Raw genomic sequence first — 22,816 nt, 5'->3', positions numbered from 1 at the left:
CAATCGCCCGATGCCTGCGACCCGTCCGATGGCCAACGCCCTGCGCTCCCCGCTGCTGCCGTTCTGGCTGGTGATCGCGCTGCTGCCGTTCGGGCGCAGTTCAGAGCTGGGAACGCTGCTGTGCCTGCTCGGCACGATCCTGCTGTTCGTGCGCCACCCGTGGGCGTTGCGCGGGCATGGCGGCGCGCGCCTGCTGCTGGCGCTGCTGGCCTGCTACATCGGCGCGGCGCTGCTGTCGGCCCTCGACGCGGTGGTACCGGGAAAGAGCTGGGGCACCACCGCGGGCCTGCTGCGCTACGTGCCGCTGGGCCTGTATGCCTGCTTCGCGATCCGCCGCGAAGGAAAACTGCATGCGATGTACTTCGCGGTGGCGGTGGTGATCGGGGTGTGGGTCGCCGACGCCTGGCTGCAGGCGCTCACCGGCTGGAGCCTGGGTGGCCATGCCGAGGCCGAGCGCATTTCGGGCATTTTCGGCGCGGACAACCTCAAGCTCGGTCCCACCCTGGCGGTGCTCGCGCCGTTCGCACTGTGGGCGGCGCGCGAGCGCTGGGGGCGCGGGGGCCTGGTGCTGTGCTTCCTGGTGATGCTGGGCCCGGTGCTGCTGGCCGGCTCGCGTGCCGGCTGGCTCTGCTATGGGCTGGTCGCGCTCGCGTTCGCCTGGCGTGAGGCCGGCTCGGTCCGGCGCTTCGCCCTCTGGTGCGCTCTGGGCGCACTGCTGGCGGCGCTGGCCGGTGGCCTCGCCTGGCGCACCTCGAGCCGGTTCCAGGACCGCATGGAGCGGACCCTGGCCGTGTTCGCCGACAACCCGCAGGGCCTGGACGAGGCGCTGACCGGCCGGCCGGCGATCTGGCGCGCCAGTGCGCGGATGATCGCCGACCATCCGTGGAATGGCGTGGGCGTGCGCGGCTTCCGCTATGCCTACCCCGATTACGCGCCGGGCAACGACCACTTCCTGGTCGAGGAGGCGTGCGGCGTGGGCGAGGGTGCCTGCCACGCGCACCAGCTGGTGCTGGAAGTGCTGAGCGAGACCGGTACCATCGGCCTGGTGCTCTGGCTGGCGGCAACGGCCTGGGCGCTCCACGCATGGCGCCGGCAAGGCCCGGCGGCGCGCGCACGGGCCTTCCCGGCCAGCGTGGCGCTGGCGGTGATGCTGTTCCCGCTCAACACGCACCTGGCCTTCTACTCGGCCTGGTGGGGCCTGCTGTTCGCCTGGCTGCTGGGACTGTGGTGCGCGGCGCTGTATGTCGGCGGGGACGACCATGCGTGAGCCGTTGTCGGTCGTGGTCACCACCTACAACAACGCGGACACGCTGGATGCGTGCCTGGGCTCGGTCGGCTGGGCGGAAGAGATCGTGGTCCTCGATTCGGGCTCGACCGATGCCTCGGCTTCGATCGCGCGGCGGCACGGCGCACGCGTGGAGGTCCAGCCGTTTGCCGGCTACAGCGCACAGAAGCAGGCCGCGATCGACCTGGCCCGGCACCGCTGGGTGCTGTTGCTGGATTCGGACGAGGCGTTGCCGCCGGCCGCCGCCGCTCCCGTGCAGCGGGCGCTGGAGGCGCCGGCCTGCGCCGGCTACCAGTTGTGGCGGCGCGAATGGGTGTTCTGGCGCTGGCAATCGCCGCGTGCGCGGTTGAATCATTACGTGCGCCTGTTCGACCGCGAGCGCGCGCGCATGAGCGGTCACAGCGTGCACGAGGCAGTCGAGGTGGACGGCCCGGTGGGCAGGCTCGACGTGGTGCTGGATCATTTCGGCGAGCCGGACATCGCCGGCCGCGTCGAGAAGGCCAATCGCTACTCCACCCTGCAGGCAAACCAGGACGCCGGGCGGCAACGCGCCTGGCTGGGCTGGCGGCTGGTGGCCTATCCGACGATCGCGTTCCTGCGCTACTACCTGCTGCGTGGCCACTGGCGCGCCGGCTGGGCGGGTTTCATCGCTGCCCGGGTGCACGCGTTCTACGCATTCCTCAAGTACGCCAAGCTGCATGAGGCGCGCATGCGCCGCGCGCCAGGCACGCCGCGCCGACCGCGTCAGCCGTAGATCTCCGGCGCGCCGGGCGGGCGGGTCTTGAATCGCTTGTGCACCCACAGGTACTGCGCCGGCGCGGCACGCACCATCTGCTCGATGCTGGCGTTGACCAGGGCGGTGTCGGCCGCCGCGTCGCCACCCATCGGCAGCGGCGCACCCAGCCGCATCGCGTAGCCGCCGCCGGCCTGGCGCTGGTGGAAGAACGGGATGACCTGCGCCTGGCCCATGCGCGCCAGGTGATGGGTCGCGGTGATGGTCGCCGCGGGCACGCCGAAGAACGGCACGAACACGCTGTCCTTGCTTCGCATGTCCTGGTCGGGCGCGTACCACACCGTGCCGCCGCCACGCAGGTACTTCACCGTGCCGCGGATGTCGTCCTTCTCGAACATGGCGGCGGCATAGTGCAGCCGCGCGCGCAGTACGGTCCACTCGAACACGGCCGAGTCCATGCGCCGGTACATGCCGGCGATCGGGATACGCCGCGAGATCAGCCGCGCACACAATTCCAGGTGCGAGAAGTGGCCACCCACGAGCAGCACGCCCTGGCCTTGCGCGCGCGCCGCCTCCAGATGCTCGAGGCCTTCGATGCAGGTGGGGATGCGCTCGATCGCGCGGTCGGAGCCCATCCAGCCCAGCGCGAACTCGACCAGCATCAGGCCGATGTCGGTCAGGTGTGCGTCGACCAGGGCCGCACGCTCGCCGGCATCCAGGCCGGGAAAGCACAACGCGACGTTCGCCTCCGCCACGACGCGCCGGCGCGAAGGCACGCGGCGGATCAGCGCTCCAAGCAGGCGACCCAATCCCATCAGCCACCGGTAGGGCAGTCGGGCGATCAGCCAGATCATTCCCACGCCCAGCCAGGCGGGCCAGTGGCGCGGGGCGAGCAGGGCGGGCGCGAAGGAAGGGCGGGGCATGCCGGGCATATCCGGGGGATTGTAGCGTCGGGGGCTGCTCCTTCGGTGGCGATCCTTGCGAGTGTCGGCCTCCGCGTGCGCGGGCCCGCAAACCGCTCCCCCGGTGAAGGGAAGAGCGCGCAGAGGGCTCGCCCTATAATCCCCGGCGTCCTCCTGGCCTGGCCTCCCGTTGCGCTACCTCTACACCTTCGTGATGTACCTGGCGACGCCGCTGATCGTGCTGCGCCTGCTGATCCGTGGCGCCCGCTACGGCAACTACCATCGGCGCTGGCCGGAGCGCTTCGGCCTGTTCCAGAAGCCGCAGTTCAGCGGCAGCCTGTGGGTGCACGCGGTGTCCGTGGGCGAGGTCAACGCGGCCGAGCCGCTGATCAAGGCGCTCAGGCGCGACTACCCCAACGCGCCGCTGGTGGTCACCACGGTGACTCCGACCGGCTCGGCGCGCGTGCACCAGTTGTTCGGCGACAGCGTGTTCCACGTTTATCTGCCCTACGACCTGCCTTTCGCGGTGCACCGCTTCCTCAAGCGGGTGCGGCCGCGGCTGGCGCTGATCGTCGAAACGGAGATCTGGCCCAATCTGTATTTCGCCTGTCGGCGGCGCGGCATTCCGCTGCTGATCGTCAACGCGCGGTTGTCGGAGCGCTCGATGCGGGGCTATCGGCCATTGCGCTCGCTGGTTCGTTCGGCGCTGCGCACCGTACGCCAGATCGCCGCCCAATCGCGCACCGACGCGGCGCGCTACCGGCTGCTGGGGGCCGATCCCTCGCAGCTGGTGGTCAGCGGCAACCTGAAATTCGACATGCCGGTGCCGGATGGCGCGGTCGACAAGGGCCTCGCGCTGCGTGCGCAATGGGGGCCGCGCCGGCCGGTATGGATCGCCGCCAGCACGCACGAGGGCGAAGAGCTGGCCGTGCTGGAAGCGCATCTGGACGTGCTGCGCCGGCTGCCCGACGCGCTGCTGCTGATCGCGCCGCGGCATCCCGAGCGCTTCAAGCTCGTCGAGCATTCGGCGCGCAGCCTGGGATTCACCGTCGCCACGCGCAGCGTCGAGAAGGTGCCCGCCGCACACCAGGTGTTCGTGATCGACGCGATGGGCGAACTGATGCCGTTCTATGCGGCTTCCGACCTGGCCTTCGTCGGTGGCAGCCTGGTCCCGATCGGCGGGCACAACGTGCTGGAGCCTGCCGCACTGGCGCGGCCCGTACTGGTCGGGCCGCACACGTTCAATTTCGAGGAGATCACGCTCACGCTGATCCGCGAGGGAGGCGCGAGCCGGGTGATGCACGTCGACCGGCTCGGCCACGACGTCCTGGACCTGTTGCGCGACGAGCGCCAGCGCGAGCGGATGGGCCGCCAGGCACGACGCGTGTTCGACAGCGAGCGCGGTGCGGTGGGCAGGGTGATGGAACTGATCGACCGCGTGCTGGAGGAATAGCAGGCCACCCTGCATCCCTCCCCGGTATCGCGGGGAGGGATGGATGAAGCGTCACTCGAGCAGCGAGTTGACCGCCTCGAGGTCCTTCACGTCGATCGTGCCTGCCGCCTGCTTGAGCTGCAGCTGGTCGAGGATCAGCGTGTGGCGCGACTGCGAGTAGCTGCTCTCGGCCTGGGTCAGGGTCTGGATCGCGTTGAGCACGTTGAGCATCGTCTGCGTGCCTACGTCGAAGCCGGCGCGGGTGGCTTCAAGCGCCTTCTGGCCCGATTCGACCGAGGCCTTGTTGGCCTCCACCTGGCTGATGCCGGCGATCACCGAGCGGTAGAAGTTGAGCGTGTCGCGGGTGACCAGGCGGCGCTGGGCCTCGAGCGAGTCCTCGGCGGCATCGCGCTGGTAGATCGACTGGCGCACGCGCGACTGCGTGGCGAAGCCGGAGAAGATCGGCACGGTCAGCGTGATGCCCACGGTGGTGCCGTAGCGCCCGTTGCGGTCGGCAAAGGCCCCGCCCATGTTCTCCAGCCAGTTGGCCGAGGTGCCGCGGCTGACCGAGGCGTTGATCGTCGGCAGGTGGCCCGCGCGCGCCGAGTTGACGCTGTGCGAGGCGGCTTCGACGTTGTACTGCTGCGCGATCACGCTCGGGTTGGTCTTCAGCGCCTCTTGCACCCAGGCATTCGGGTCGGCCGGCTTGGGCGGCACCATCGGCAGGTCGTCACGCAGTTTCTTCAGGTCGCCGACCGGCTTGCCGGTGATCTGTGCCAGCGCTTCGCGCGCGTCGTTGAGCGAGTTGTTGGCGGCGACCGTCTGCGCCTTCGCCAGCTCGTAGTACGACTTGGCCTGGTAGACGTCGGTGACCGCCGACAGGCCGACGTTGAAACGCTGCTCGGCCTGCTCGTAGGACTGCCGGAAGGCGTCCTCGTTGGCCTTGGCGTAGGCCAGTTCGTCCTGGCTGGTGAGCACGCCGAAGTAGGCCGCGGTGACGCGCACCAGCAGTTCCTGCAGGGCGGCGTCGTACTGCGCGGACTGCGCATCGGATTGCGACCTGGCCGCCTGCAGGTCGGCGATCTTGCTGAGGTCCAGGATCGTCTGGCTGAGTTCCAGCGACTCGTCGCGACTGCGCAGGTGGCCGGCATTGATCGGCGCGCCGCCCTCGGTGACGGTCTGCGCATTGGCGCCGCTGGACTGGCTGAAAGTGGCGCGGCCGGACAGCTGCGGCAGCAGCAGCGCACGGGTCTGCGTCACCGTCTCGCCGACCGACAGGCGCTGTGCCTCGGCCTGCGACAGCACAGGGTCATTGGCGCGCGCTTGGCGGTAGGCGTCCATCAGGTCCTCGCCGTGACCGGGCAGCGAGATCGCCGACAGGGCCAGGGCAAGAGTCAGCAGCTTCAAGCGCATCGGGGGTTGCCTCATGCAATCGATTGGAAGTTTAGAAAACGAAACGTCGGGGCGGCTCGGCATGCGCCAGGTAGGGCAGGTCGGTCTCGAACAGGAATTCCTCGCGGAAACCGCCGACGCCGGTCTGGGTCAGCAGGACGGCCTGCTGCACGGGCGACTCGCCGCGGATCGCCAGCAGGCGGCCGCCAGGCTTGAGCCAGCCCAGGAAGCGCTGCGGGACCTGCCACACCGCGCCGGTCACCACGATCGCGTCGAACTTGTCCTGCGGCTGCCAGTCCTGCACCGCATCGGCGGTCACCAGGGTGGCATTGGCGATGCCGGCGGCGGCGAGGCGCGTCTGCGCCGCGGCGGTGAGGTCTCCGTGCACCTCCACGCTGGTCACGTGCGCGGCCAGCTTGGCGATGCAGGCGGTGAGGAAGCCCGAGCCGGTGCCGATCTCCAGCACGCGGTCGCCCGGCTTCAGCTCGAGCGCCTGCAGCACGCGGCCCTCGATCACCGGCTTCATCATCACCTGGCCGTGGCCGATCGGCAGGCACAGGTCGGCGAACGCCAGCTGGCGATGCTCCGGCGCCACGAAATCCTCGCGGCGCACCTGCGCCAGCGCATCGAGCACGCGCACGTCGAGCACATCCCAGGGGCGCACCTGGCTCTCGACCATGTTCTGCCGTGCCTGTTCGAAATTCATCGCCATGGTCTAACGTCCGCAAGAATCAAAAAAGATCAAAAGGATAAGCGTTCGGAGGCCGCCGCGACAGTGTGATTAGCCTGCGGCCTCGAGGCGGGTGCCCGAAGTGCCGGAAGTCACCGCGCCGGATTGACGGAAGTCATGCCTGGCGCGGTGTCCGCGGACACTGGCACTCTCCTCGCCCGGGCGCGGACGCCCGGCATGCGGCCTGCGTGGCGGTACACTGCCCGCAGGACAGCGGAACGGTCGGCGGCATGACCGCCTCCAAGGGAACTGGAAATAAGTAAACCGATCCGTATAATAAAGATCTTCCCGTTCCGTGTGAAGCCGTTCCCGACCAAGGTGTCATCCATGAATTGTCCCGCCCACGCCAAGACTCCCGGCCCCGGTCGCCCGAAGGACATGGAGAAGCGCGCGGCGATCCTGGAAGCGGCCAAGGCGCTGTTCATCCGCAACGCGTTCGCCGGTACCAGCATGGACGCCGTGGCCGCCGAGGCGGGCGTGTCCAAGCTCACCGTCTACAGTCACTTCGGCGACAAGGACAACCTCTTCCGCGAAGTGATCCGCGCCCGCGTGCAGGACCTGCTGCCGGAAGAAACCTATCACTTCGACCCGCGCGAGGACGTCGCCGACACGCTGCTGCGCGTGGCGTTGACCCATGCGCGGCTGGACTGCAACGCCGAGACGGTCGGCACCTTCCGCGCGATCCTGTCGGACTGCCGTCAGGGCAATCCGCGCTACGGCCGGTTGATGTGGGAAGAGGGCGCCACGCGCACGCACGGGCTGATGGAACGTCTGCTGCAGCAGGCGGTCGACGCCGGCAAGCTGGACATCGACGACGTGCCCCGCGCCTGCGTGCAGTTCCTCACCCTGATCAAGGGCAACCTGATGATGCGGCAGATGTTCGGCTGCTGCGAATGCCCGGACAGCTACGCCGCCGAGATCGAGGCGACCGCCCGCGCCGGCGTGAAGATGTTCCTGCGCGCCTACCTGCCGCGCTGAGCGCGCAGGGTCGGCCGCCGCGGCCGATCCCCCGGCTGTCATGATGAGTAGCCGACCGGGCGTCACCCCCTGCTTCACCACCGTTTCGCGCCGCCGCCACTAGCCTGCCCCGGGAACCCACCATCCGAGGGACAGACATGGCGAGCAAGCCGTTCCTGACCGATATCGAAGCGATCCGCAAGCGCGCCCGTGAACACATCGACCAGGGGGCGATCACGGCCGGTTACAGCGCCGATCGCGACACCGTCATCAAGCTGCTCAACGAGGCGCTGGCCACCGAGATCGTCTGCACCTTGCGCTACAAGTATCACTACTACATGGCCTCGGGGATCCACTCGCAGGCGGTCAAGGCGGAGTTTCTCGAGCACGCGCAGCAGGAACAGGAACACGCCGACCGCATCGCCGAGCGCATCACCCAGCTCGACGGCAAACCCGATTTCAATCCGGAGGGCCTGCTGAGCCGGTCGCACGCGGATTACGCCGAAGGCGCCGACCTGGTCGACATGATCAAGGAAGACCTGATCGCCGAGCGCATCGCGATCGACACGTACCGCGCGATCATCGAATACATCGGTGCCGACGACCCCACCACCCGCCGCATCATGGAAGAGGTGCTGGCGCAGGAGGAGGAGCACGCCGAGGACATGGCCAGCCTGCTGGCGCAGTTGGGCGAGAAGGGCGAACCGGCACGGCCGGCCCAGCCACAGCCGGCCGCGCAGCCGTCGTCCAACGCCGGGTCCGGCTGGCAGCACTGACTACCAGCCGGCGAGCACCAGCTTGCCGATGCTGCTGCCGGCCTCGATGCGCCGGTGCGCTTCGCGCAGGTTGGCCGCGTCGATCGGCGAGAGCGTCTCGCGTGCGATGCCGCGCAGCTCACCCGCATCGATCAGCTGCGCCACGCGCGCAAGCAGGCGTCCCTGCTCGGCCAGGTCCGCGGTACCGGCACGCGAGCGGGTGAACATCGACTCCCAGTGGATGCCGATCGATTTGTTCTTGTAGGCGCCGCCCAGTGGCAGCGGGCCGCGCGGTTCGACGATCAGCCCCACATGGCCCTGCGGCGCGAGCAGCTCGCCCAAGTCTGCCCAGTAGCGGTCGGTGTCGGCCAGGTTGATCGCCGCATCCACCTGCGCAAGGCCCAGCGCAGCCAGTTGAGGCGCCAGTGGTTGCCGATGGTCGACCACCTCGTCTGCGCCGAGCTGCCGGCACCACGCTGCGCTCTCGCGCCGGGAGGCCGTGGCGATCACGCGGAAGCCGGCGCGCCGGGCAAGCTGGATGGCCATCGAGCCCACCCCGCCCGCACCCGCGATGACCAGCAGTGTGCGGCCGCGACCACCCTGTTCGCTGTCGAACGGCATGCGCTGGAACAGCAGCTCCCAGGCAGTGAGCGAGACCAGCGGCAGAGCCGCCGCCTGCGCGGCATCGAGCGTACGCGGCGCCGGCGCCGCGATGCGGGCGTCGACTGCCTGCCATTGCGCGTTGCTGCCCGGGCGGGTGACGTCGCCGGCGTAGTACACGCGGTCGCCGGGGGCGAACTGGCGCACGTTGGCGCCGACCGCCTCGACCACGCCGGCGGCGTCGAAGCCCAGGATCGATGGCCGCGCGGCCTCGGGCTGCGGTCCGGCGGTGCGCAGCTTCGCGTCCACCGGATTGACCGAGACCGCCTCCACGCGCACCAGCAGGTCGTGGGCGCCGGGCGTGGGTGTGGGCAGCTCGAGATCGAGCAGGGCCTGCGGATGGTCGATCGGCAGGCGGCGGGTGAGGGCGACGGCCTTCATGCGGCTGCTGCGGGGGCGGGGGCGAGCGGCACCGGCGGCGGGTTGCGCTCGGCGAACATGCCGTTCCAGTACGGATAGTAGGGATAGGGCGGCACCACCGCGCTGGCGGCATCGAGCCGGGCCATCTGCCCCGCGTCCAGCGACCAGCCGACCGCGCCGAGGTTGTCCTTGAGTTGCGCCTCGTTGCGGGCACCGATCAGCACGGTGGACACGGTCGGCCGCTGCAGCAGCCAGCGGATCGCCACCTGCGGCACGCTGTGACCGGTTTCGGCGGCGACCGCCTCCAGCGCGTCGACGACGCGATAGAGGCGCTCCTCTTCCACCGGCGGTGCGTACTGCGCGGTGTCGTGCAGGCGACTGCCGGCCGGCAGCGGCTGGCCACGACGGATCCTGCCGGTGAGCCGGCCCCAGCCGAGCGGGCTCCACACCACCGCGCCCAGGCCCTGGTCCAGACCCAGCGGCATCAGCTCCCACTCGTAGTCGCGCCCGATCAGCGAGTAGTAGGCCTGGTTGGCGACGAAGCGCGCGCGGCCATGACGGTCGGCGGCGGCCTGTGACTTCATCAGCTGCCAACCGGAGAAGTTGGAGGCGCCGAGGTAGCGCACCTTGCCGGCGCGCACCAGGTCGTCCAGCGTCGCCATCACGCTTTCGACCGGCGTCATCGCATCGAAGTGATGCAGCTGCAGCAGATCGATGTAGTCGGTGCCCAGCCGCTTCAGTGCACGCTCGACCCCGCCGATGAGGTGATGGCGCGAAGCGCCGACGTCGTTGGGCCCCTCGCCCGCCCGCAGCGTCAGCTTGGTCGAGACGATGGCGCGCTCGCGCCGGCCTTTCAGTGCGGCGCCGAGGATCTCCTCCGATGCGCCGTCGGAATAGACGTCCGCGGTGTCGAACAGATTGGCCCCGGCTTCCAGGCAGAGATCGACCAGGTGACGTGCTTCGGCGGTGTCGGTGGCGCCCCAGGCGGCGAACAGCGGACCCTTGCCGCCGAAGGTGCCGGCGCCGAAGCCCAGGGCGGGCACCTGGAAACCGGAATAGCCGAGAAAACGATATTCCATGACGCAGGACTCCTTTGGGGGTGGGGAAAATCAGCGCTCGCAGGCCACGAGCCGTGCCGGCGACCGGCGCGCCGCGCGCAGGCCTGCCAGTGCCACCGCGGCGCCCGCGAGAGTCACCAGTGCGCCGGCATACGGCACCGCGGAAAGGCCTGCGCCATGTTCGATCACGGCACCGCCGAGCCAGGCGCCGAGCGCATTGCCGAGGTTGAAGGCGCCGATGTTCAGGCTCGAAGCGAGGTTGGGCGCGCCGGCCGCCTTCTGCAGCACCCACAGCTGCAGGGGCGCAACGGTGGCAAAGGCGGCGACGCCGAACAGCCCCATCGCCAGCACCGCGGGTAGCCGGGCGTGCAGCGCCGTTCCGGTCAGCGCCAGCACCACGGCCAGCGCCAGCAGGCTGCCGACCAGCGCCGGCGCGAGCCGACGATCGGCCAGCCGTCCGCCCAGCAGGTTGCCGATCACCAGGCCCACGCCCACCAGCAACAGGATCGGCGACACCGTGGCGTCGGGGAAACCGCTCACGCGGGTCAGCAGCGGCTGCACGTAAGTGAAAACGGTGAACACGCCGGCGAAGCCGAGCACTGTCGTGGCCAGGCCGAGCAGCACCGCCGGCTGCGCCACGGCGCGCAGCTCCGCGCGCAGCGGGATCGGCGCGTGGCGGTCGCGGTCGGCCGGCACGAGCGCGCCGATCACGAGCAAGGCCAGTACGCCGATCCCGGCCACCGCCCGGAACGTTGCCCGCCAGCCGGCGATATGTCCCAGCCAGGTGCCGGCCGGCACGCCCAGCAGGGTGGCGAGCGTGAGGCCGGTGAACATCAGCGAGATGGCCGAGGCGCGGCGCTCGGGTGCGACCAGGCCGGCGGCCACTACCGAGCCGACGCCGAAGAAGGTGCCGTGCGCCAGCGAGGTGACCACCCGTGCGGCCATCAGCACGGCATAACTGGGCGCCAGCGCACAGGCAAGATTGCCCAGCGTGAAGATCGCCATCAGCCCCAGCAGCACGGTCTTGCGCGGCAGTTTCGAACTGGCGGCGGTGAGCAGTGGCGCGCCGACGAATACGCCGAGCGCGTACCCGGAAATCAGCAGGCCGGCCGCGGCGATGCCCACGTGCAGGTCGCTGCCGACCTGCAGCAGCAGGCCCATGATGACGAATTCGGTGGTGCCGATGCCGAAGGCGCCGGCGGCCAGCGCGACCAGTGCCGTCGGCCTGCGGGAAGGAGGTTTCATGGGGCGGGGCTCCGTGGGGAGCGCGCAGGCTAGGCGGTTGCACTTTCGCCGGAAAGGCGCAGGATGGCGAATCGCTTTCAACCATCTGTTGAGAATCGTGGACCGGCTGGACGACCTGACCTTGTTCCTGCGCGTGCTCGATCTGGGCTCGATCAGTGCGGCCGCACGCAGCCTGGACCTGTCGGTGGCGGTCGCCAGCCAGCGCCTGAAACGGCTGGAGCGAGGGCTCGGCGTGCGCCTGCTGCAGCGGACCACGCGACGCCTGCACCCCACGCCGGAAGGGCGGCTGCTGGCCGGGCAGGGGCGCGCGCTGGTGGAAGACCTGGACGCCCTCACCACCGACCTGCGCCAGAGTGCCCGCAGCGTGTCCGGCACGCTGCGCATGACCCTGTCGGCCGCGTTCGGCCGCCAGTACATCTCCCCGCTCTTGCCGGAGTTCCTGGCCCGTCATCCGAAATTGCGCCTGTTCGCGCACCTGAGCGACGAGATGCAGGACCTGGTGGGCGCGGGCTACGACCTGGCGATCCGCATTGGTGCGCTGGACGATTCGAGCTTGATCGCACGCCGGCTCGCCTCCAACCGCCGCATGCTGTGCGCCTCGCCGGCGTACCTGGCGCGGCGCGGTCGGCCGCGCACGCCCGCCGAACTCGCGCAGCACGAATGCGTCCTGCTGACCGGCCGCAACGGGCGGCAGGACACCTGGCGGCTGATCGATGCCGAGGGCCACGAACACGTCGTGCGCGTGCAGGGGCGCTTCGAGACCACGCTGGGCGAACTGGTTCGCGACGCGGCCCTGGCCGGGCAGGGCATCGCGCTGCACTCGCACTGGCACGTGCACGAGGAACTGCGCGAGGGCCGGCTGGAGGTGGTGCTGCCGGAGTACACCCTGCCCGACAGTGCCATCTGGGCTGTGATGCCCCAGCGCCGGCTGGTGCCGCCGCGCGTGCGCGCGTTCGTGGATTTCCTGGCCGAATGCTTGGGCGAGGTGCCGCCGTGGGAACGGGCGGCCGATGCGCAGGCATGAAAAAGGCGCGCCGCCTTCAGGCGGCGCGCCCTGGCAGGACGATTATTTGGCGGCGTTGTAGCGCTCGACGCCCGCCTGGATCTCCGCCTTCGCTTCGTCGGCGCCGACCCAGCCGTCGACCTTCACCCACTTGCCCTTTTCCAGGTCCTTGTAGTGCTCGAAGAAGTGGCCGATGCGCTCGAGCCAGTGCGGCGAGACGCCCTTGATGTCGCTGATGTGCGCGTAGCCCGGGAAGATCTTCGGCGCCGGGATCACGATCAGCTTCTCGTCGCTGCCGGCCTCGTCGGTCATCTTGAGCATGCCGACCGGGATGCAGCGGATCACCGAGCCGGGGATCAACGGCAGCGGCAGGATCACCAGCGCGTCCAGCGGATCGCCGTCGCCGCCCAGCGTGCCCGGCACATAGCCGTAGTTGCACGGGTAGCGCATCGGCGTGGACAGGATGCGGTCGACGAAGATCGCCCCGCTTTCCTTCTCCACTTCGTACTTGACCGGCTCGGCGTCCTTGGGGATTTCGATGACGATGTTGATTTCGTCCGGCACGTTGCGGCCGGCGGGGACGTGATGCAGACCCATGGCAATCCTTGAAGGGGGAGGAAAAAGCGAGGCGCGAAAGGATACGGCAAACGCTGCTGCAATGCAGCGAAGGGAGCCGGCGGCGTTTAGCGGGCGGCTATCCGGGCCTCATCGGAAGCGTTCGGCCTGAGCGTCGCGCGCAGGCACCGGGGCGGGGGGGCGTCGCACCGTAAGTGGGAGGCGGAAAATCAGCGCAGTGGACGCTCGCGCAGCCACTTGGTGGCGATCCACTTCTCGCCGCGGGTCACCGGCAGGCCCGCGTGCAGCGAGCTGGTGTCGCCGCCCTCGTAGGCGAAATAGACGGCCGAACCAGCCAGGGCCGTGACCGTCAGTCCCACATTCGGGAACGCGGTGCCGCCGCCCTCCTCGGGCGTGTTGAGGTACATCACCACGCTGGCGATGCGCTGGCCGCCACGGGCGGTCACCGCCGCATAGCCTGGCTGGGTCGGATCGAACCAGTCGTAGTGCGGCTCGTATTCCTGGCCGGGCAGGTAGTGCAGGACCTGCAGGCCTTCGCCATGCTCGACCGGCAGGTCCAGCAACCCGGCCAGGCGCGCCTCGATGTCGCGCACCAGCGGTGTCTCGCCCAGCTTGAAGAACATCCCGGCGCTGGTGCGCCGCTCGTCGACCTGGTGCTTGCCGTCCTCGGCCACGGTCATGGCGCGATCCAGCCGCGGTCGTGCGGCGTCGATCAAGGCGGTGCACTCGCCCGGATCGAGCAACCCGTCGAGCACGCGCACGATCGGCGCCTCCATGCCGGCGCTTACGCGCACGTCGCGGCCGTCGACGGTGACCTTCGGCGCGGTAGGCGCACGGGTACGCCGGCCGGCCGGTGCGTTCGCGTTGATCGAGCTCAGCGGGATCTTCAGCACCTCCGCCACCGCGCTGCGGCCCTGCGCGGGCGGGTAGCCGGCGTCCTTGAGCAGCTTGAGCACCTCCGGCACGCCGTGGCCCGCGCGCGCGGTGGCCAGGATCCATTCGCGCAACTGGGGGCTGATGCTGCCGGACGAAGCTCTCATGCGTCGGATGCGGGTGGCGGTGGGGCGGCTGCCGGAAGCCTCATTTTACGTGTTGCCACAGCCAGGTGTATTCGAGCGCGTGCATGAAGGCCGACTGCTGGTTGTCCGCCGCACCGCCGTGACCGCCTTCGATGTTCTCGTAGAAGTCCGCGGCATAGCCCATCGACTGCATCTTCGCCGCCATCTTGCGCGCATGCGCCGGTCCCACGCGGTCGTCGCGGGTGGACGTGGTGAACAGCACCGGCGGGTAGGGCCTGCCGGGCTGTGCGTTCTGGTAGGGCGAGAAGGTCCGGATCCAGGCCCATTCGGCCGGCTTGTCCGGATCGCCGTACTCGGCCATCCAGGAGGCCCCGGCGGACAGGTGCGTGTAGCGCTTCATGTCCAGCAGCGCCACCTGGCTGACGATCGCGCCGTAGAGCTGCGGGTACAGCGTGAGCATGTTGCCCATCAGCAGGCCGCCGTTGCTGCCGCCCATGGCGGCCAGGTGAGGGGGCGAGGTGACCTTGCGCCGGATCAGGTCCTCCGACACCGCGGCGAAATCCTCGTAGGCGCGCAAGCGCTTGGCCTTGAGCGCGGCCTTGTGCCAGCGCGGGCCGTATTCGCCGCCGCCGCGGATGTTGGCGATGACGTAGACGCCGCCGCGCTCCAGCCAGGCACGGCCGATGCTGCCGCTGTAGCTCGGCTGCAAGGAAATCTCGAAGCCGCCGTAGCCGTACTGCAGCGTGGGGTTGCTGCCATCGAGCGCCAGGTCCTTGGGCGCGATCTCGAAATACGGCACGCGGGTGCCGTCCTTCGATTGCACGAAGTGCTGGCTCACCTGATATTTCGACGCATCGAAGAAGCCGGGGCTGTGCTTGACCGCCTCGGCATCGCCCTGGCCGATCGTGCCGTAGTAGAGCGTCGTCGGCTGCAGGAAGCCGGTGACCGTGAGGAAATAGGCGTCGCCCTCGTCCGCGTCGATGCCGGCGGCGTCGATCGAGGACAGCGCCGGGGCGCCACGCAGCGACCGGCGTTTCCAGGCCCCGTGCTGCGGGGTAAGCACCTCGAGCTTGTTCACCACGTCGTCCATCACATTGAGAATGAGGTGGTGGCGCGTCCAGGAGTAACCATCCAGAGCGGTGGTGTCGGATGGCTCGAACAGCACGGTGATGTCGCGCTTGCCGGCCATGTAGCCGTCGAAGTCCGTGGCCAGCAGCGAGCCGGCCTTGTAGGTGTGCCCGCCGACGGTCCAGTCGCTGCGCGGCTCGATCAGCAGCCATTCGCGCTCGACGCTGGTCTCGGCGTCGGTAGGGACGTCGATGCGGGCGAGCTGGCCGTCCTTGCCCAGCAGGTAGCTCTCGCTGTCGTAGAAGGCCAGCGCGCGCTGCACGAAGCTGCGCTCGTAGCCGGGGGTCAGGTCACGGTAGGCGCTGATGGCGAGGTCTTCCGGCTTGCCCTCGTAGATCGTCCGCGCTTGTGCCAGCGGGGTGCCGCGGGTCCACAGCTTGGCGATGCGCGGGTAGCTCGACTCGGTCATCGAGCCGGGGCCGAAATCGGTGCCGACGAAAATATGGTCCTGGTCGACCCAGGCGACCTGGCTCTTGGCCTCCGGGAGCGTGAAGCCGCCCTCGACGAAGGTTTTTCCGGCAAGGTCGAACTCGCGCACCACGTCGGCGTCGGCCCCGCCGCGGGAGAGCGAGACGAGACAGCGGCGGTAATCCGGCTTGAGGCATTGCGCGCCATGCCAGACCCAGTTCTCGTGTTCGGCTGCGGCCAGTGCGTCCAGGTCCAGCACGGTCTCCCAGGCCGGCTCGGCCTTGCGGTACTCCGTGAGCGACGTGCGCCGCCACAGGCCTTTCGGGTGGGCCTTGTCCCGCCAGAAGTTGTAGTAGTGACTGCCGAGCTTTTCGACGAAGGGGATGCGCGCGTCCGAGTCGAGCACCTCGAGCAGGCGTGCGTCGAGGCGCTCGAATTCGGGCGACCGGGCGTAACCGTCGATCGTGGCCGCGTCCTGCTGCTTGACCCAGTCCATCGCGCGCGTGCCGTCGATGTCCTCGAGCCAGAGGTACGGATCGGCGGCGTGGGCGCCATCGGGCGCGGAAGTCTTTGCGTGCGTCATGCCTGCCAGTGTGAGGCCCAGCGCGAGGGTGAGCCAGCGTGCGGTGTGGATCATGTCGGTTCCTTGTGGAACGGATGAGTGTGGCGGTGAGCGACGTGGCGCCTGTGGGGGAAGTCGGCCCTGGGGAGGGGCCGGGGCTCGCGGGGAGCTCCGTTCGTGCGCTCTACAAAAAGCGAAGGCCCGCAAGGGCCTTCGGTAGGTGGTCCATCGCAAGAGCGGCCCCTCACCCCCACCCTCTCCCCGGCGGGGAGAGGGGGCGAACGCGCCATGCGGGTTCGCCTTCCGGGGTCTGCAGCAACCGTCTGCTTCTCACGGTTACAACAACGGGATCAACAAAAGAGCGACGATATTGATGATCTTGATCAGCGGATTGACGGCCGGCCCGGCCGTGTCCTTGTACGGATCGCCCACCGTATCGCCGGTAACTGCCGCCTTGTGCGCCTCCGAGCCCTTGCCGCCGTAGTTGCCGTCCTCGATGTACTTCTTGGCGTTGTCCCAGGCGCCGCCGCCGGTGGTCATGGAAATCGCCACGAACAGGCCGGTGACGATGGTGCCGATCAGCACGCCGCCGAGCGCCTTCGGCCCCAGCAGCAGGCCGATCACGATCGGTACCACCACCGGCAGCAGCGAGGGCACGATCATCTCGCGGATGGCCGAGCGGGTGAGCATGTCCACCGCCTTGTCGTACTGCGGTTTGCCGGTACCTTCCATGATGCCGGCGATGTCGCGGAACTGGCGGCGCACCTCTTCGACCACCGCGCCGGCGGCACGGCCGACCGCTTCCATCGCCATCGCGCTGAAGAGGTAGGGGATGAGGCCGCCGATCAGCAGGCCGATGATGACCATGTGGTCGGACAGGTCGAACGTAAACGTCTGGCCCGCGTTGTTGACCGCCAGGTTGTGCGTGTAGTCGGCGAACAGCACCAGTGCGGCCAGCGCAGCCGAGCCGATCGCGTAGCCCTTGGTCACCGCCTTGGTGGTGTTGCCCACGGCATCCAGCGGATCGGTGATGCCGCGCACTTCCGGCGGCAGGTCGGCCATTTCGGCGATGCCGCCGGCGTTGTCGGTGATCGGGCCGTAGGCATCCAGCGCCACGATCATGCCGGCCATCGACAGCATCGAGGTCGCCGCAATGGCGATGCCGTACAGGCCGCCCAAGTGGAACGCGCCCCAGATCGCCAGGCACACCACGATCACCGGCCAGGCGGTGGCCTTCATCGACACGCCCAGGCCGGCGATGATGTTGGTGCCGTGACCGGTGGTCGACGCCTGCGCGATGTGCCGCACCGGCTTGTATTGCGTGCCGGTGTAGTACTCGGTGATCCACACGATCAGTCCGGTCAGCACCAGGCCGATCAGCGCGCACCAGAAGATCGACATGCTCGCGATGCCGCCGTCCACGCCTGCCAGCCCCTGCGGCAGCAGCATGCGGGTGACGAACCAGAAGCCGACCGCCGAGAGCACCGCCGAGACGATCACGCCCTTGTACAGCGCGCCCATGATCGAGCCGCCCTCGCGCACCTTGACGAAGAAGGTGGCGATGATCGAGGCGATGATGGAGACGCCGCCGAGCACCAGCGGATACAGCACCGCGTGCGGGTCGGCAGTGAACATCAGTCCGCCGAGCAGCATGGTGGCGATCACCGTCACCGCGTAGGTCTCGAACAGGTCCGCGGCCATGCCGGCGCAGTCGCCCACGTTGTCGCCCACGTTGTCGGCGATCACCGCCGGGTTGCGCGGGTCGTCTTCGGGAATCCCGGCCTCGACCTTGCCGACCAGGTCTGCGCCCACGTCCGCGCCCTTGGTGAAAATCCCGCCGCCCAGGCGCGCGAAGATGGAGATCAGCGAGCTGCCGAAGGCCAGGCCGACCAGCGGATGCAGCGGATCGGGCACGTGCAGGTGATTGAGGACGAGCCAGTAGCCGGTCACCCCCAGCAGCGCCAGGCCGACCACCAGCATGCCGGTGATCGCGCCGCCGCGGAACGCCACGTCCATCGCCGCGCGCATGCCGCTGCGCGCGGCCTCGGCGGTACGCACGTTGGCACGTACCGAGACATTCATGCCGATGTAGCCGGTGGCGCCGGAGAGCACCGCGCCGATCAGGAAGCCGATGGCGGTGTACCAGCTCAGGAAGAAGCCGATCAGGACCAGCAGGACGACGCCCGCCAGTGCGATGGTGCCGTACTGGCGGTTGAGGTAGGCGCGGGCGCCTTCCTGGATGGCCGCGGCAATCGCCTGCATGCGTTCATTGCCGGCCGAGCGACCGAGAACCCAGCGTACCGAGACCACGCCGTAGAGAATCGCGAGAACCGCGCACCCCAGCGCGATCCACAACCACATACCGTCCTGCTGCTGCATTCGGTGCCTCCCCAGGTGAGTGGATACCGCGACAGGCGGGTTGCCTCACGGGCAGCTCGCCCCAGGCCGCTTCGACAGCGGCCTCGGCGAGTATAGGCAGGGGTCGTGTGATTGATTGTTGTGCGCCGCAGCGCCGGGGCGGAAACGCAAGCGGCCGGGGCGAGGGCGCCCCGGCCGCGTCAGGACCACGGTGGGCTCAGTTGAGCACGTAGTCCAGGATGATCCCGGTCGCGATGGCGACCAGCACGTAGTCGTTGTTGTCGTCGCGCACCCAGTGGTAGCCGCGCGGCGGCGGACGCAGGCGCACACGCTCGTAATCGTGGATGACCACGACGCGCCCGTCGTAGCGGTGGCCGCGCTCCCAGTGGTGATGGCGGTGCCCGTGCCAGCCCTCGTCATGGTCGTGCCTGTCATGGCCGCGGTCGTGCCCGTAGCCGTGGTCGTGCCCGTGGCCGTGGTCGGCCAGCGCCGCGCCACTGCCGACGAGCAGGGGCAGGGCAAACAGGGCGCTCAGCAGGATCTTCATGTGTCTCTCCCTTGACCGGGCGCAGCGGCCCGGGTGGCTGGCAGCGTAGGAAGCTGCGTCTGAACACATGGTAGCCGCCTGCACGCACCCTTCACGTGATGCTCAGCAAGGAAACCGGCGCCTGTCGTCTCAGGGAAAGGCAGGCAAACGCCTGGCTACCGGCAGGTTGCGCAGGGTGGCGTAGGCGGGCAGGCCGTCCTTCCCGTACGGCGGCGGCGCCTCACCGCGGATCAGCGGGGACAGGTAACGGCGCGCGGCGGCGGTGATGCCGAAACCGTCGCGCTGGATGAAGCCCCTGGGCAGCTTCTTCTCGCGGTTGGCGATTTTCTTCAGCTCCGCCGGCTCGATTTTCCAGCGATAGGGCGACCCGGAGGTGCGCACGATCACCGGCATCACCGCGTTCATGCCGGCCAGCGCGAACTCGACCGCGGCGCGGCCCACCGCATAGGCCTGCAGCGCGTCGGTGGCCGAGGCCAGGTGGCGCGCCGAGCGCTGCAGATAATCGGGCAGCGCCCAGTGCACCTTGTAGCCGAGGCGGTCCTTGACCCGCTGCGCCAACACGGATGCGGCGCCACCCAGTTGCGCATGGCCGAAGGCATCGCGCGTGCCGCCCTCGGCCAGAAAGCGGCCGGTCGCGTCGCGGACGCCCTCGGAGACGACCACCGTGCACCAGCCGACCCGTTCGACCGTGGCCTTGACCCTGGCCAGGAAGGCGGCCTCGTCGAACACGTTCTCGGGGAACAGGATCACGTGCGGCGGCGCATCCGGACCCTCGCCGGCCAGGCCCGCGGCGGCGGCGATCCAGCCGGCGTGGCGGCCCATCACCTCCAGCACGAACACCTTGGTCGAGGTGTCGGCCATCGAGGCGACGTCCAGGCTGGCCTCGAGCACCGACACGGCGGTGTACTTGGCCACCGAGCCGAAGCCGGGGCAGCAGTCGGTCACCGCCAGGTCGTTGTCCACCGTCTTGGGCACGCCGATGCAACGGACGTCGTAGCCCATCGCCTTGCCCAGCTGCGAGATCTTCAGTGCCGTATCGGCCGAGTCGTTGCCACCGTTGTAGAGGAACCAGCGGATGTCGTGCGCGCGCAGCACCTCGATCAGTCGCTCGTATTCGGCGCGGTTGTCTTCCAGCGATTTGAGCTTGTAACGGCAGGAGCCGAAGGCGCCGCCGGGCGTGTGCCGCAACGCGGCGATGCTGGACTTCGACTCCTTGGTGGTGTCGATCAGGTCCTCGCGCAGCGCGCCCAGGATGCCGTTGCGCGCGGCGTACACCGGCACCCCGCGCGCGCGCGCGGTTTCGATCACGCCGGCGGCGGTGGCGTTGATCACCGCGGTGACCCCGCCCGACTGGGCGTAGAGCAGGCGGCCGGGGCGGGAAGCAGGACTCATGACGATCTCCTTGGCAGGCACACGCATGTACCCTTGCGAAACAGCGACTTGCCGCGCATCTGGGCGCGGTTCGGTTTGACGCTACCGGGTCCAGACGGTACTTTGACGCCCCTTGGGTGAAATCTGACGAACCGCCGCAGCGTGCGTGCGGACCACACGCCCTGGAGCATTATGCGACTCGTCCTACTCGGTGCGCCCGGTTCGGGCAAAGGCACGCAGGCCGCGCGGCTGAAGGCCGACCTCAACGTACCGCACATCTCCACCGGCGACATGCTGCGCGCCGCCGTGGCCGCAGGTACGCCGCTGGGGCTGAAGGCCAAGGCGGTAATGGACGCCGGCCAGCTGGTCTCCGACGACATCCTGCTCGGCATGCTCGAGGAACGCCTGGCGCAGGACGATGCGCGCAACGGCTTCATCCTCGACGGATATCCGCGCAACCTGGCCCAGGCCGATGCGCTGGACCATCTGCTGGCCCGCATCGGCCAGCCGCTGGACGCGGTGATCAAGCTCGAGGTGCCGAACGAGGCGATCGTGGGTCGCTGCCAGATCCGCTTCCAGGCCGAGAACCGCGCGGACGACAACCCCGACACGGTGCGCAAGCGCCTGGGCGTCTATGCCGAGCAGACCGCGCCGGTGGCCGATTTCTACGCCAAGCGCGGCAAGCTGCAGGTGGTCGATGGCGTCGGCGAACTGGATGAAGTGACCGCCCGTATCAAGCGCGCGCTGGAGCGCGAGTCGGCCGCCGCCAACGGCTGACGCGCCTCGACTCCCCTCCCCGCCGGGGAGAGGGTTGGGGTGGGGCCGGCGGAGCGAGGATGCTCCGAGCCACGAAAGCCCGTTCACCCCGCAAGCCCCGTACCCTCACCCCCAGCCCCTCTCCCGGCGGGAGAGGGGAGCACCATCCGGCGAGAGGGAGGGTTTTTCAAACACATGCGCCTGCACATCCTCGGCATTTGCGGCACCTTCATGGGCGGCGTCGCCGCGCTTGCGCGCGAACTCGGCCTTACCGTCGAAGGCTCCGACGCCGCCGTCTACCCGCCGATGAGCCATCAGCTCGAGGCGCTCGGCATCCGCCTGATGGACGGCTATGCCGCCGAACATCTGGTGCCCGCGCCCGACCTGGTCGTGGTCGGCAACGCGATGAGCCGTGGCAACCCGGCGGTCGAACACATGCTCGACGCGCGCCTGCGCTACGTGTCCGGCCCCCAGTGGCTGGGCGAGACGGTGCTGGCCGGGCGCGAGGTGCTGGCGGTCGCCGGCACCCACGGCAAGACCACCACCACCAGCCTGCTGGCGCACCTGCTGGACCATGCCTTCCGGGATCGGGCAGGCATGGCGCCCGGCTTCCTGGTCGGTGGCGTGCCGGGCAACTTCGGCGTCTCCGCACGGCTGGGTGATCAGGCGGCGCCGTTCGTGATCGAGGCCGACGAATACGACACCGCGTTCTTCGACAAGCGCTCGAAGTTCGTGCACTACCGTCCGCGTATCGCCATCCTCAACAATCTCGAGTACGACCACGCGGATATCTTCCCTGACCTGGCCGCGATCCAGCGTCAGTTCCACCACCTGGTGCGCACCGTGCCGGGCAACGGCCGGCTGATCGTGAACGCGCACGACGCCGCGCTGGCCGAGGTGCTGGCGATGGGGTGCTGGACCCCCGTGGAGACCTTCGGTATCGGCCGGGGCGACTGGCAGGCGCGGCTGATCGAGGCAGACGGCTCGGCGTTCGAGGTGAGCTACCGCGGCGGCGCGATCGGCGAGGTGTGCTGGCCGCTGCTGGGCAACCACAGCGTGCTCAACGCACTGGCGGCCTTCGCCGCTGCGACGGCGGCCGGGGCCGACCCACGCGCGCTGTTGCCGGCGTTCGCCAGTTTCCAGAGCGTCAAGCGGCGGATGGAGCTGGTGGGTGAGGCCGGCGGGGTGCGCGTCTACGATGACTTCGCGCATCACCCGACCGCGATCGCCACCACCCTGGCTGGCCTGCGCGCGAAGGTCGGCAAGGCCCGCATCCTGGTCGCGCTGGAGCCGCGGTCCAATTCCATGCGCCTGGGTGCCCATGCGGCCGGGCTGGCGCCCTCGCTGGCCGACGCGGACGCGGTGGTGTTCCTGCACCGCCCCGAACTGCCGTGGGACGCCGCGCGGGTGACCGAGGCCTTGCAAGGGCGTGGGCGGACGGCGCCGACGGTGGAGGCACTGGTCGATGCCCTGCGTGCGCAGGCACGGCCGGGCGACCATGTGGTGTTCATGTCCAACGGCGGGTTCGAAAACGCGCCACGGCGCTTCGTGGACGTGCTGGGCTGAGCTGGCGCACCCT

The 22,816-nt window shown here is 69.3% G+C and carries 20 protein-coding genes; 8 read left to right on the top strand and 12 right to left on the bottom strand.

The window, feature by feature from the left end; all coding sequences use genetic code 11:
• The first annotated feature begins 10 nt into the window (after nt 1-10).
• Nucleotides 11-1,267: an O-antigen ligase family protein gene (locus VFH59_RS04610; RefSeq protein WP_325163706.1), complete on the top strand. Its 1,257-nt coding sequence runs from the start codon at nt 11-13 to the stop codon at nt 1,265-1,267.
• Entirely contained in the window at nt 1,260-2,039 is a 780-nt protein-coding gene (locus VFH59_RS04605; protein ID WP_325163705.1) for a glycosyltransferase family 2 protein, read from the top strand. Before VFH59_RS04610 ends, VFH59_RS04605 begins: the two co-directional genes overlap by 8 nt.
• Here the strand turns inward: VFH59_RS04605 and lpxL are convergent.
• A complete protein-coding gene (gene lpxL, locus VFH59_RS04600) occupies nt 2,030-2,941 on the bottom strand; it encodes an LpxL/LpxP family Kdo(2)-lipid IV(A) lauroyl/palmitoleoyl acyltransferase (protein WP_325163704.1) in 912 nt (303 codons plus the stop codon). The genes VFH59_RS04605 and lpxL overlap by 10 nt on opposite strands.
• Nucleotides 2,942-3,110: 169 nt before the next feature.
• Between lpxL and waaA the strand changes: the two genes are divergently transcribed.
• Nucleotides 3,111-4,373 (top strand): lipid IV(A) 3-deoxy-D-manno-octulosonic acid transferase, encoded by a 1,263-nt coding sequence (waaA, locus tag VFH59_RS04595; protein ID WP_325163703.1) that lies wholly within the window; start codon nt 3,111-3,113, stop codon nt 4,371-4,373.
• Between the two features lie 51 nt (nt 4,374-4,424).
• Here waaA and VFH59_RS04590 read toward each other — a convergent pair whose 3' ends face one another.
• Both VFH59_RS04590 and VFH59_RS04585 read right to left on the bottom strand, forming a co-directional pair.
• Entirely contained in the window at nt 4,425-5,765 is a 1,341-nt protein-coding gene (locus VFH59_RS04590) for a TolC family outer membrane protein (protein WP_325163702.1), read from the bottom strand.
• Nucleotides 5,766-5,796: 31 nt separating this feature from the next.
• Complete coding sequence (locus tag VFH59_RS04585; RefSeq protein WP_325163701.1) at nt 5,797-6,456, bottom strand: protein-L-isoaspartate O-methyltransferase; 660 nt, start codon at nt 6,454-6,456, stop codon at nt 5,797-5,799.
• A 345-nt stretch (nt 6,457-6,801) separates the two neighbouring features.
• Here VFH59_RS04585 and VFH59_RS04580 point away from each other — a divergent pair, with 345 nt between their 5' ends.
• Nucleotides 6,802-7,452 carry a TetR/AcrR family transcriptional regulator gene (locus tag VFH59_RS04580; protein WP_325163700.1) on the top strand — a complete coding sequence of 217 codons (651 nt, stop codon included), beginning with the start codon at nt 6,802-6,804 and terminating at the stop codon, nt 7,450-7,452.
• A gap of 137 nt (nt 7,453-7,589) precedes the next feature.
• Complete coding sequence (locus VFH59_RS04575; protein ID WP_325163699.1) at nt 7,590-8,207, top strand: ferritin-like domain-containing protein; 618 nt, start codon at nt 7,590-7,592, stop codon at nt 8,205-8,207.
• On the opposite strand, the gene VFH59_RS04570 is transcribed toward VFH59_RS04575, so the two are convergent.
• Genes VFH59_RS04570 through VFH59_RS04560 form a run of 3 tightly spaced genes read right to left on the bottom strand, consistent with a single transcriptional unit; the run spans nt 8,208 to nt 11,509 of the window.
• Nucleotides 8,208-9,227 (bottom strand): zinc-binding alcohol dehydrogenase family protein, encoded by a 1,020-nt coding sequence (locus tag VFH59_RS04570; RefSeq protein WP_325163698.1) that lies wholly within the window; start codon nt 9,225-9,227, stop codon nt 8,208-8,210.
• Nucleotides 9,224-10,285, bottom strand: a complete 1,062-nt coding sequence (locus tag VFH59_RS04565) for an aldo/keto reductase (protein ID WP_325163697.1) — start codon at nt 10,283-10,285, stop codon at nt 9,224-9,226. The genes VFH59_RS04570 and VFH59_RS04565 overlap by 4 nt, the downstream gene beginning before the upstream one ends.
• A 30-nt stretch (nt 10,286-10,315) precedes the next feature.
• Entirely contained in the window at nt 10,316-11,509 is a 1,194-nt protein-coding gene (locus VFH59_RS04560; protein WP_325163696.1) for an MFS transporter, read from the bottom strand.
• Nucleotides 11,510-11,606: 97 nt separating this feature from the next.
• Between VFH59_RS04560 and VFH59_RS04555 the strand changes: the two genes are divergently transcribed.
• Nucleotides 11,607-12,533, top strand: coding sequence for a LysR family transcriptional regulator (locus VFH59_RS04555; RefSeq protein WP_325163717.1), 927 nt, complete (start codon nt 11,607-11,609; stop codon nt 12,531-12,533).
• A gap of 42 nt (nt 12,534-12,575) precedes the next feature.
• Here the strand turns inward: VFH59_RS04555 and ppa are convergent, their stop codons facing one another.
• The 6 genes from ppa to VFH59_RS04525 all read right to left on the bottom strand — a co-directional run bounded on the left by ppa (nt 12,576) and on the right by VFH59_RS04525 (nt 20,502).
• Complete coding sequence (gene ppa / locus VFH59_RS04550) at nt 12,576-13,109, bottom strand: inorganic diphosphatase (protein ID WP_325163695.1); 534 nt, start codon at nt 13,107-13,109, stop codon at nt 12,576-12,578.
• 188 nt (nt 13,110-13,297) lie between these two features.
• Complete coding sequence (locus tag VFH59_RS04545) at nt 13,298-14,128, bottom strand: 2OG-Fe(II) oxygenase (protein WP_325163694.1); 831 nt, start codon at nt 14,126-14,128, stop codon at nt 13,298-13,300.
• A 40-nt stretch (nt 14,129-14,168) separates the two neighbouring features.
• On the bottom strand, nt 14,169-16,280 hold the full coding sequence (locus VFH59_RS04540; protein WP_414655850.1) for a prolyl oligopeptidase family serine peptidase: 2,112 nt from the start codon (nt 16,278-16,280) through the stop codon (nt 14,169-14,171).
• A 261-nt stretch (nt 16,281-16,541) separates the two neighbouring features.
• Nucleotides 16,542-18,566, bottom strand: coding sequence for a sodium-translocating pyrophosphatase (locus tag VFH59_RS04535; protein WP_325163715.1), 2,025 nt, complete (start codon nt 18,564-18,566; stop codon nt 16,542-16,544).
• 214 nt (nt 18,567-18,780) lie between these two features.
• The gene (locus tag VFH59_RS04530) at nt 18,781-19,110 is read right to left on the bottom strand and encodes an RcnB family protein (RefSeq protein ID WP_325163693.1); all 330 of its coding nucleotides are present in this window, start codon (nt 19,108-19,110) and stop codon (nt 18,781-18,783) included.
• A gap of 129 nt (nt 19,111-19,239) precedes the next feature.
• On the bottom strand, nt 19,240-20,502 hold the full coding sequence (locus tag VFH59_RS04525) for a 6-phosphofructokinase (protein WP_325163692.1): 1,263 nt from the start codon (nt 20,500-20,502) through the stop codon (nt 19,240-19,242).
• A 171-nt stretch (nt 20,503-20,673) separates the two neighbouring features.
• Here VFH59_RS04525 and VFH59_RS04520 point away from each other — a divergent pair, with 171 nt between their 5' ends.
• Complete coding sequence (locus VFH59_RS04520; RefSeq protein WP_325163691.1) at nt 20,674-21,258, top strand: adenylate kinase; 585 nt, start codon at nt 20,674-20,676, stop codon at nt 21,256-21,258.
• Nucleotides 21,259-21,432: 174 nt separating this feature from the next.
• Nucleotides 21,433-22,803, top strand: a complete 1,371-nt coding sequence (gene mpl, locus VFH59_RS04515; RefSeq protein ID WP_325163690.1) for a UDP-N-acetylmuramate:L-alanyl-gamma-D-glutamyl-meso-diaminopimelate ligase — start codon at nt 21,433-21,435, stop codon at nt 22,801-22,803.
• Nucleotides 22,804-22,816: the final 13 nt, after the last annotated feature.

The sequence above is a fragment of the Frateuria sp. genome (assembly GCF_035695185.1).
Classification (GTDB): domain Bacteria; phylum Pseudomonadota; class Gammaproteobacteria; order Xanthomonadales; family Rhodanobacteraceae; genus Frateuria_A.
The sequence above is the reverse complement of the archived record's forward strand: the minus strand, read 5'-3'. Positions and strand labels throughout refer to the sequence as shown.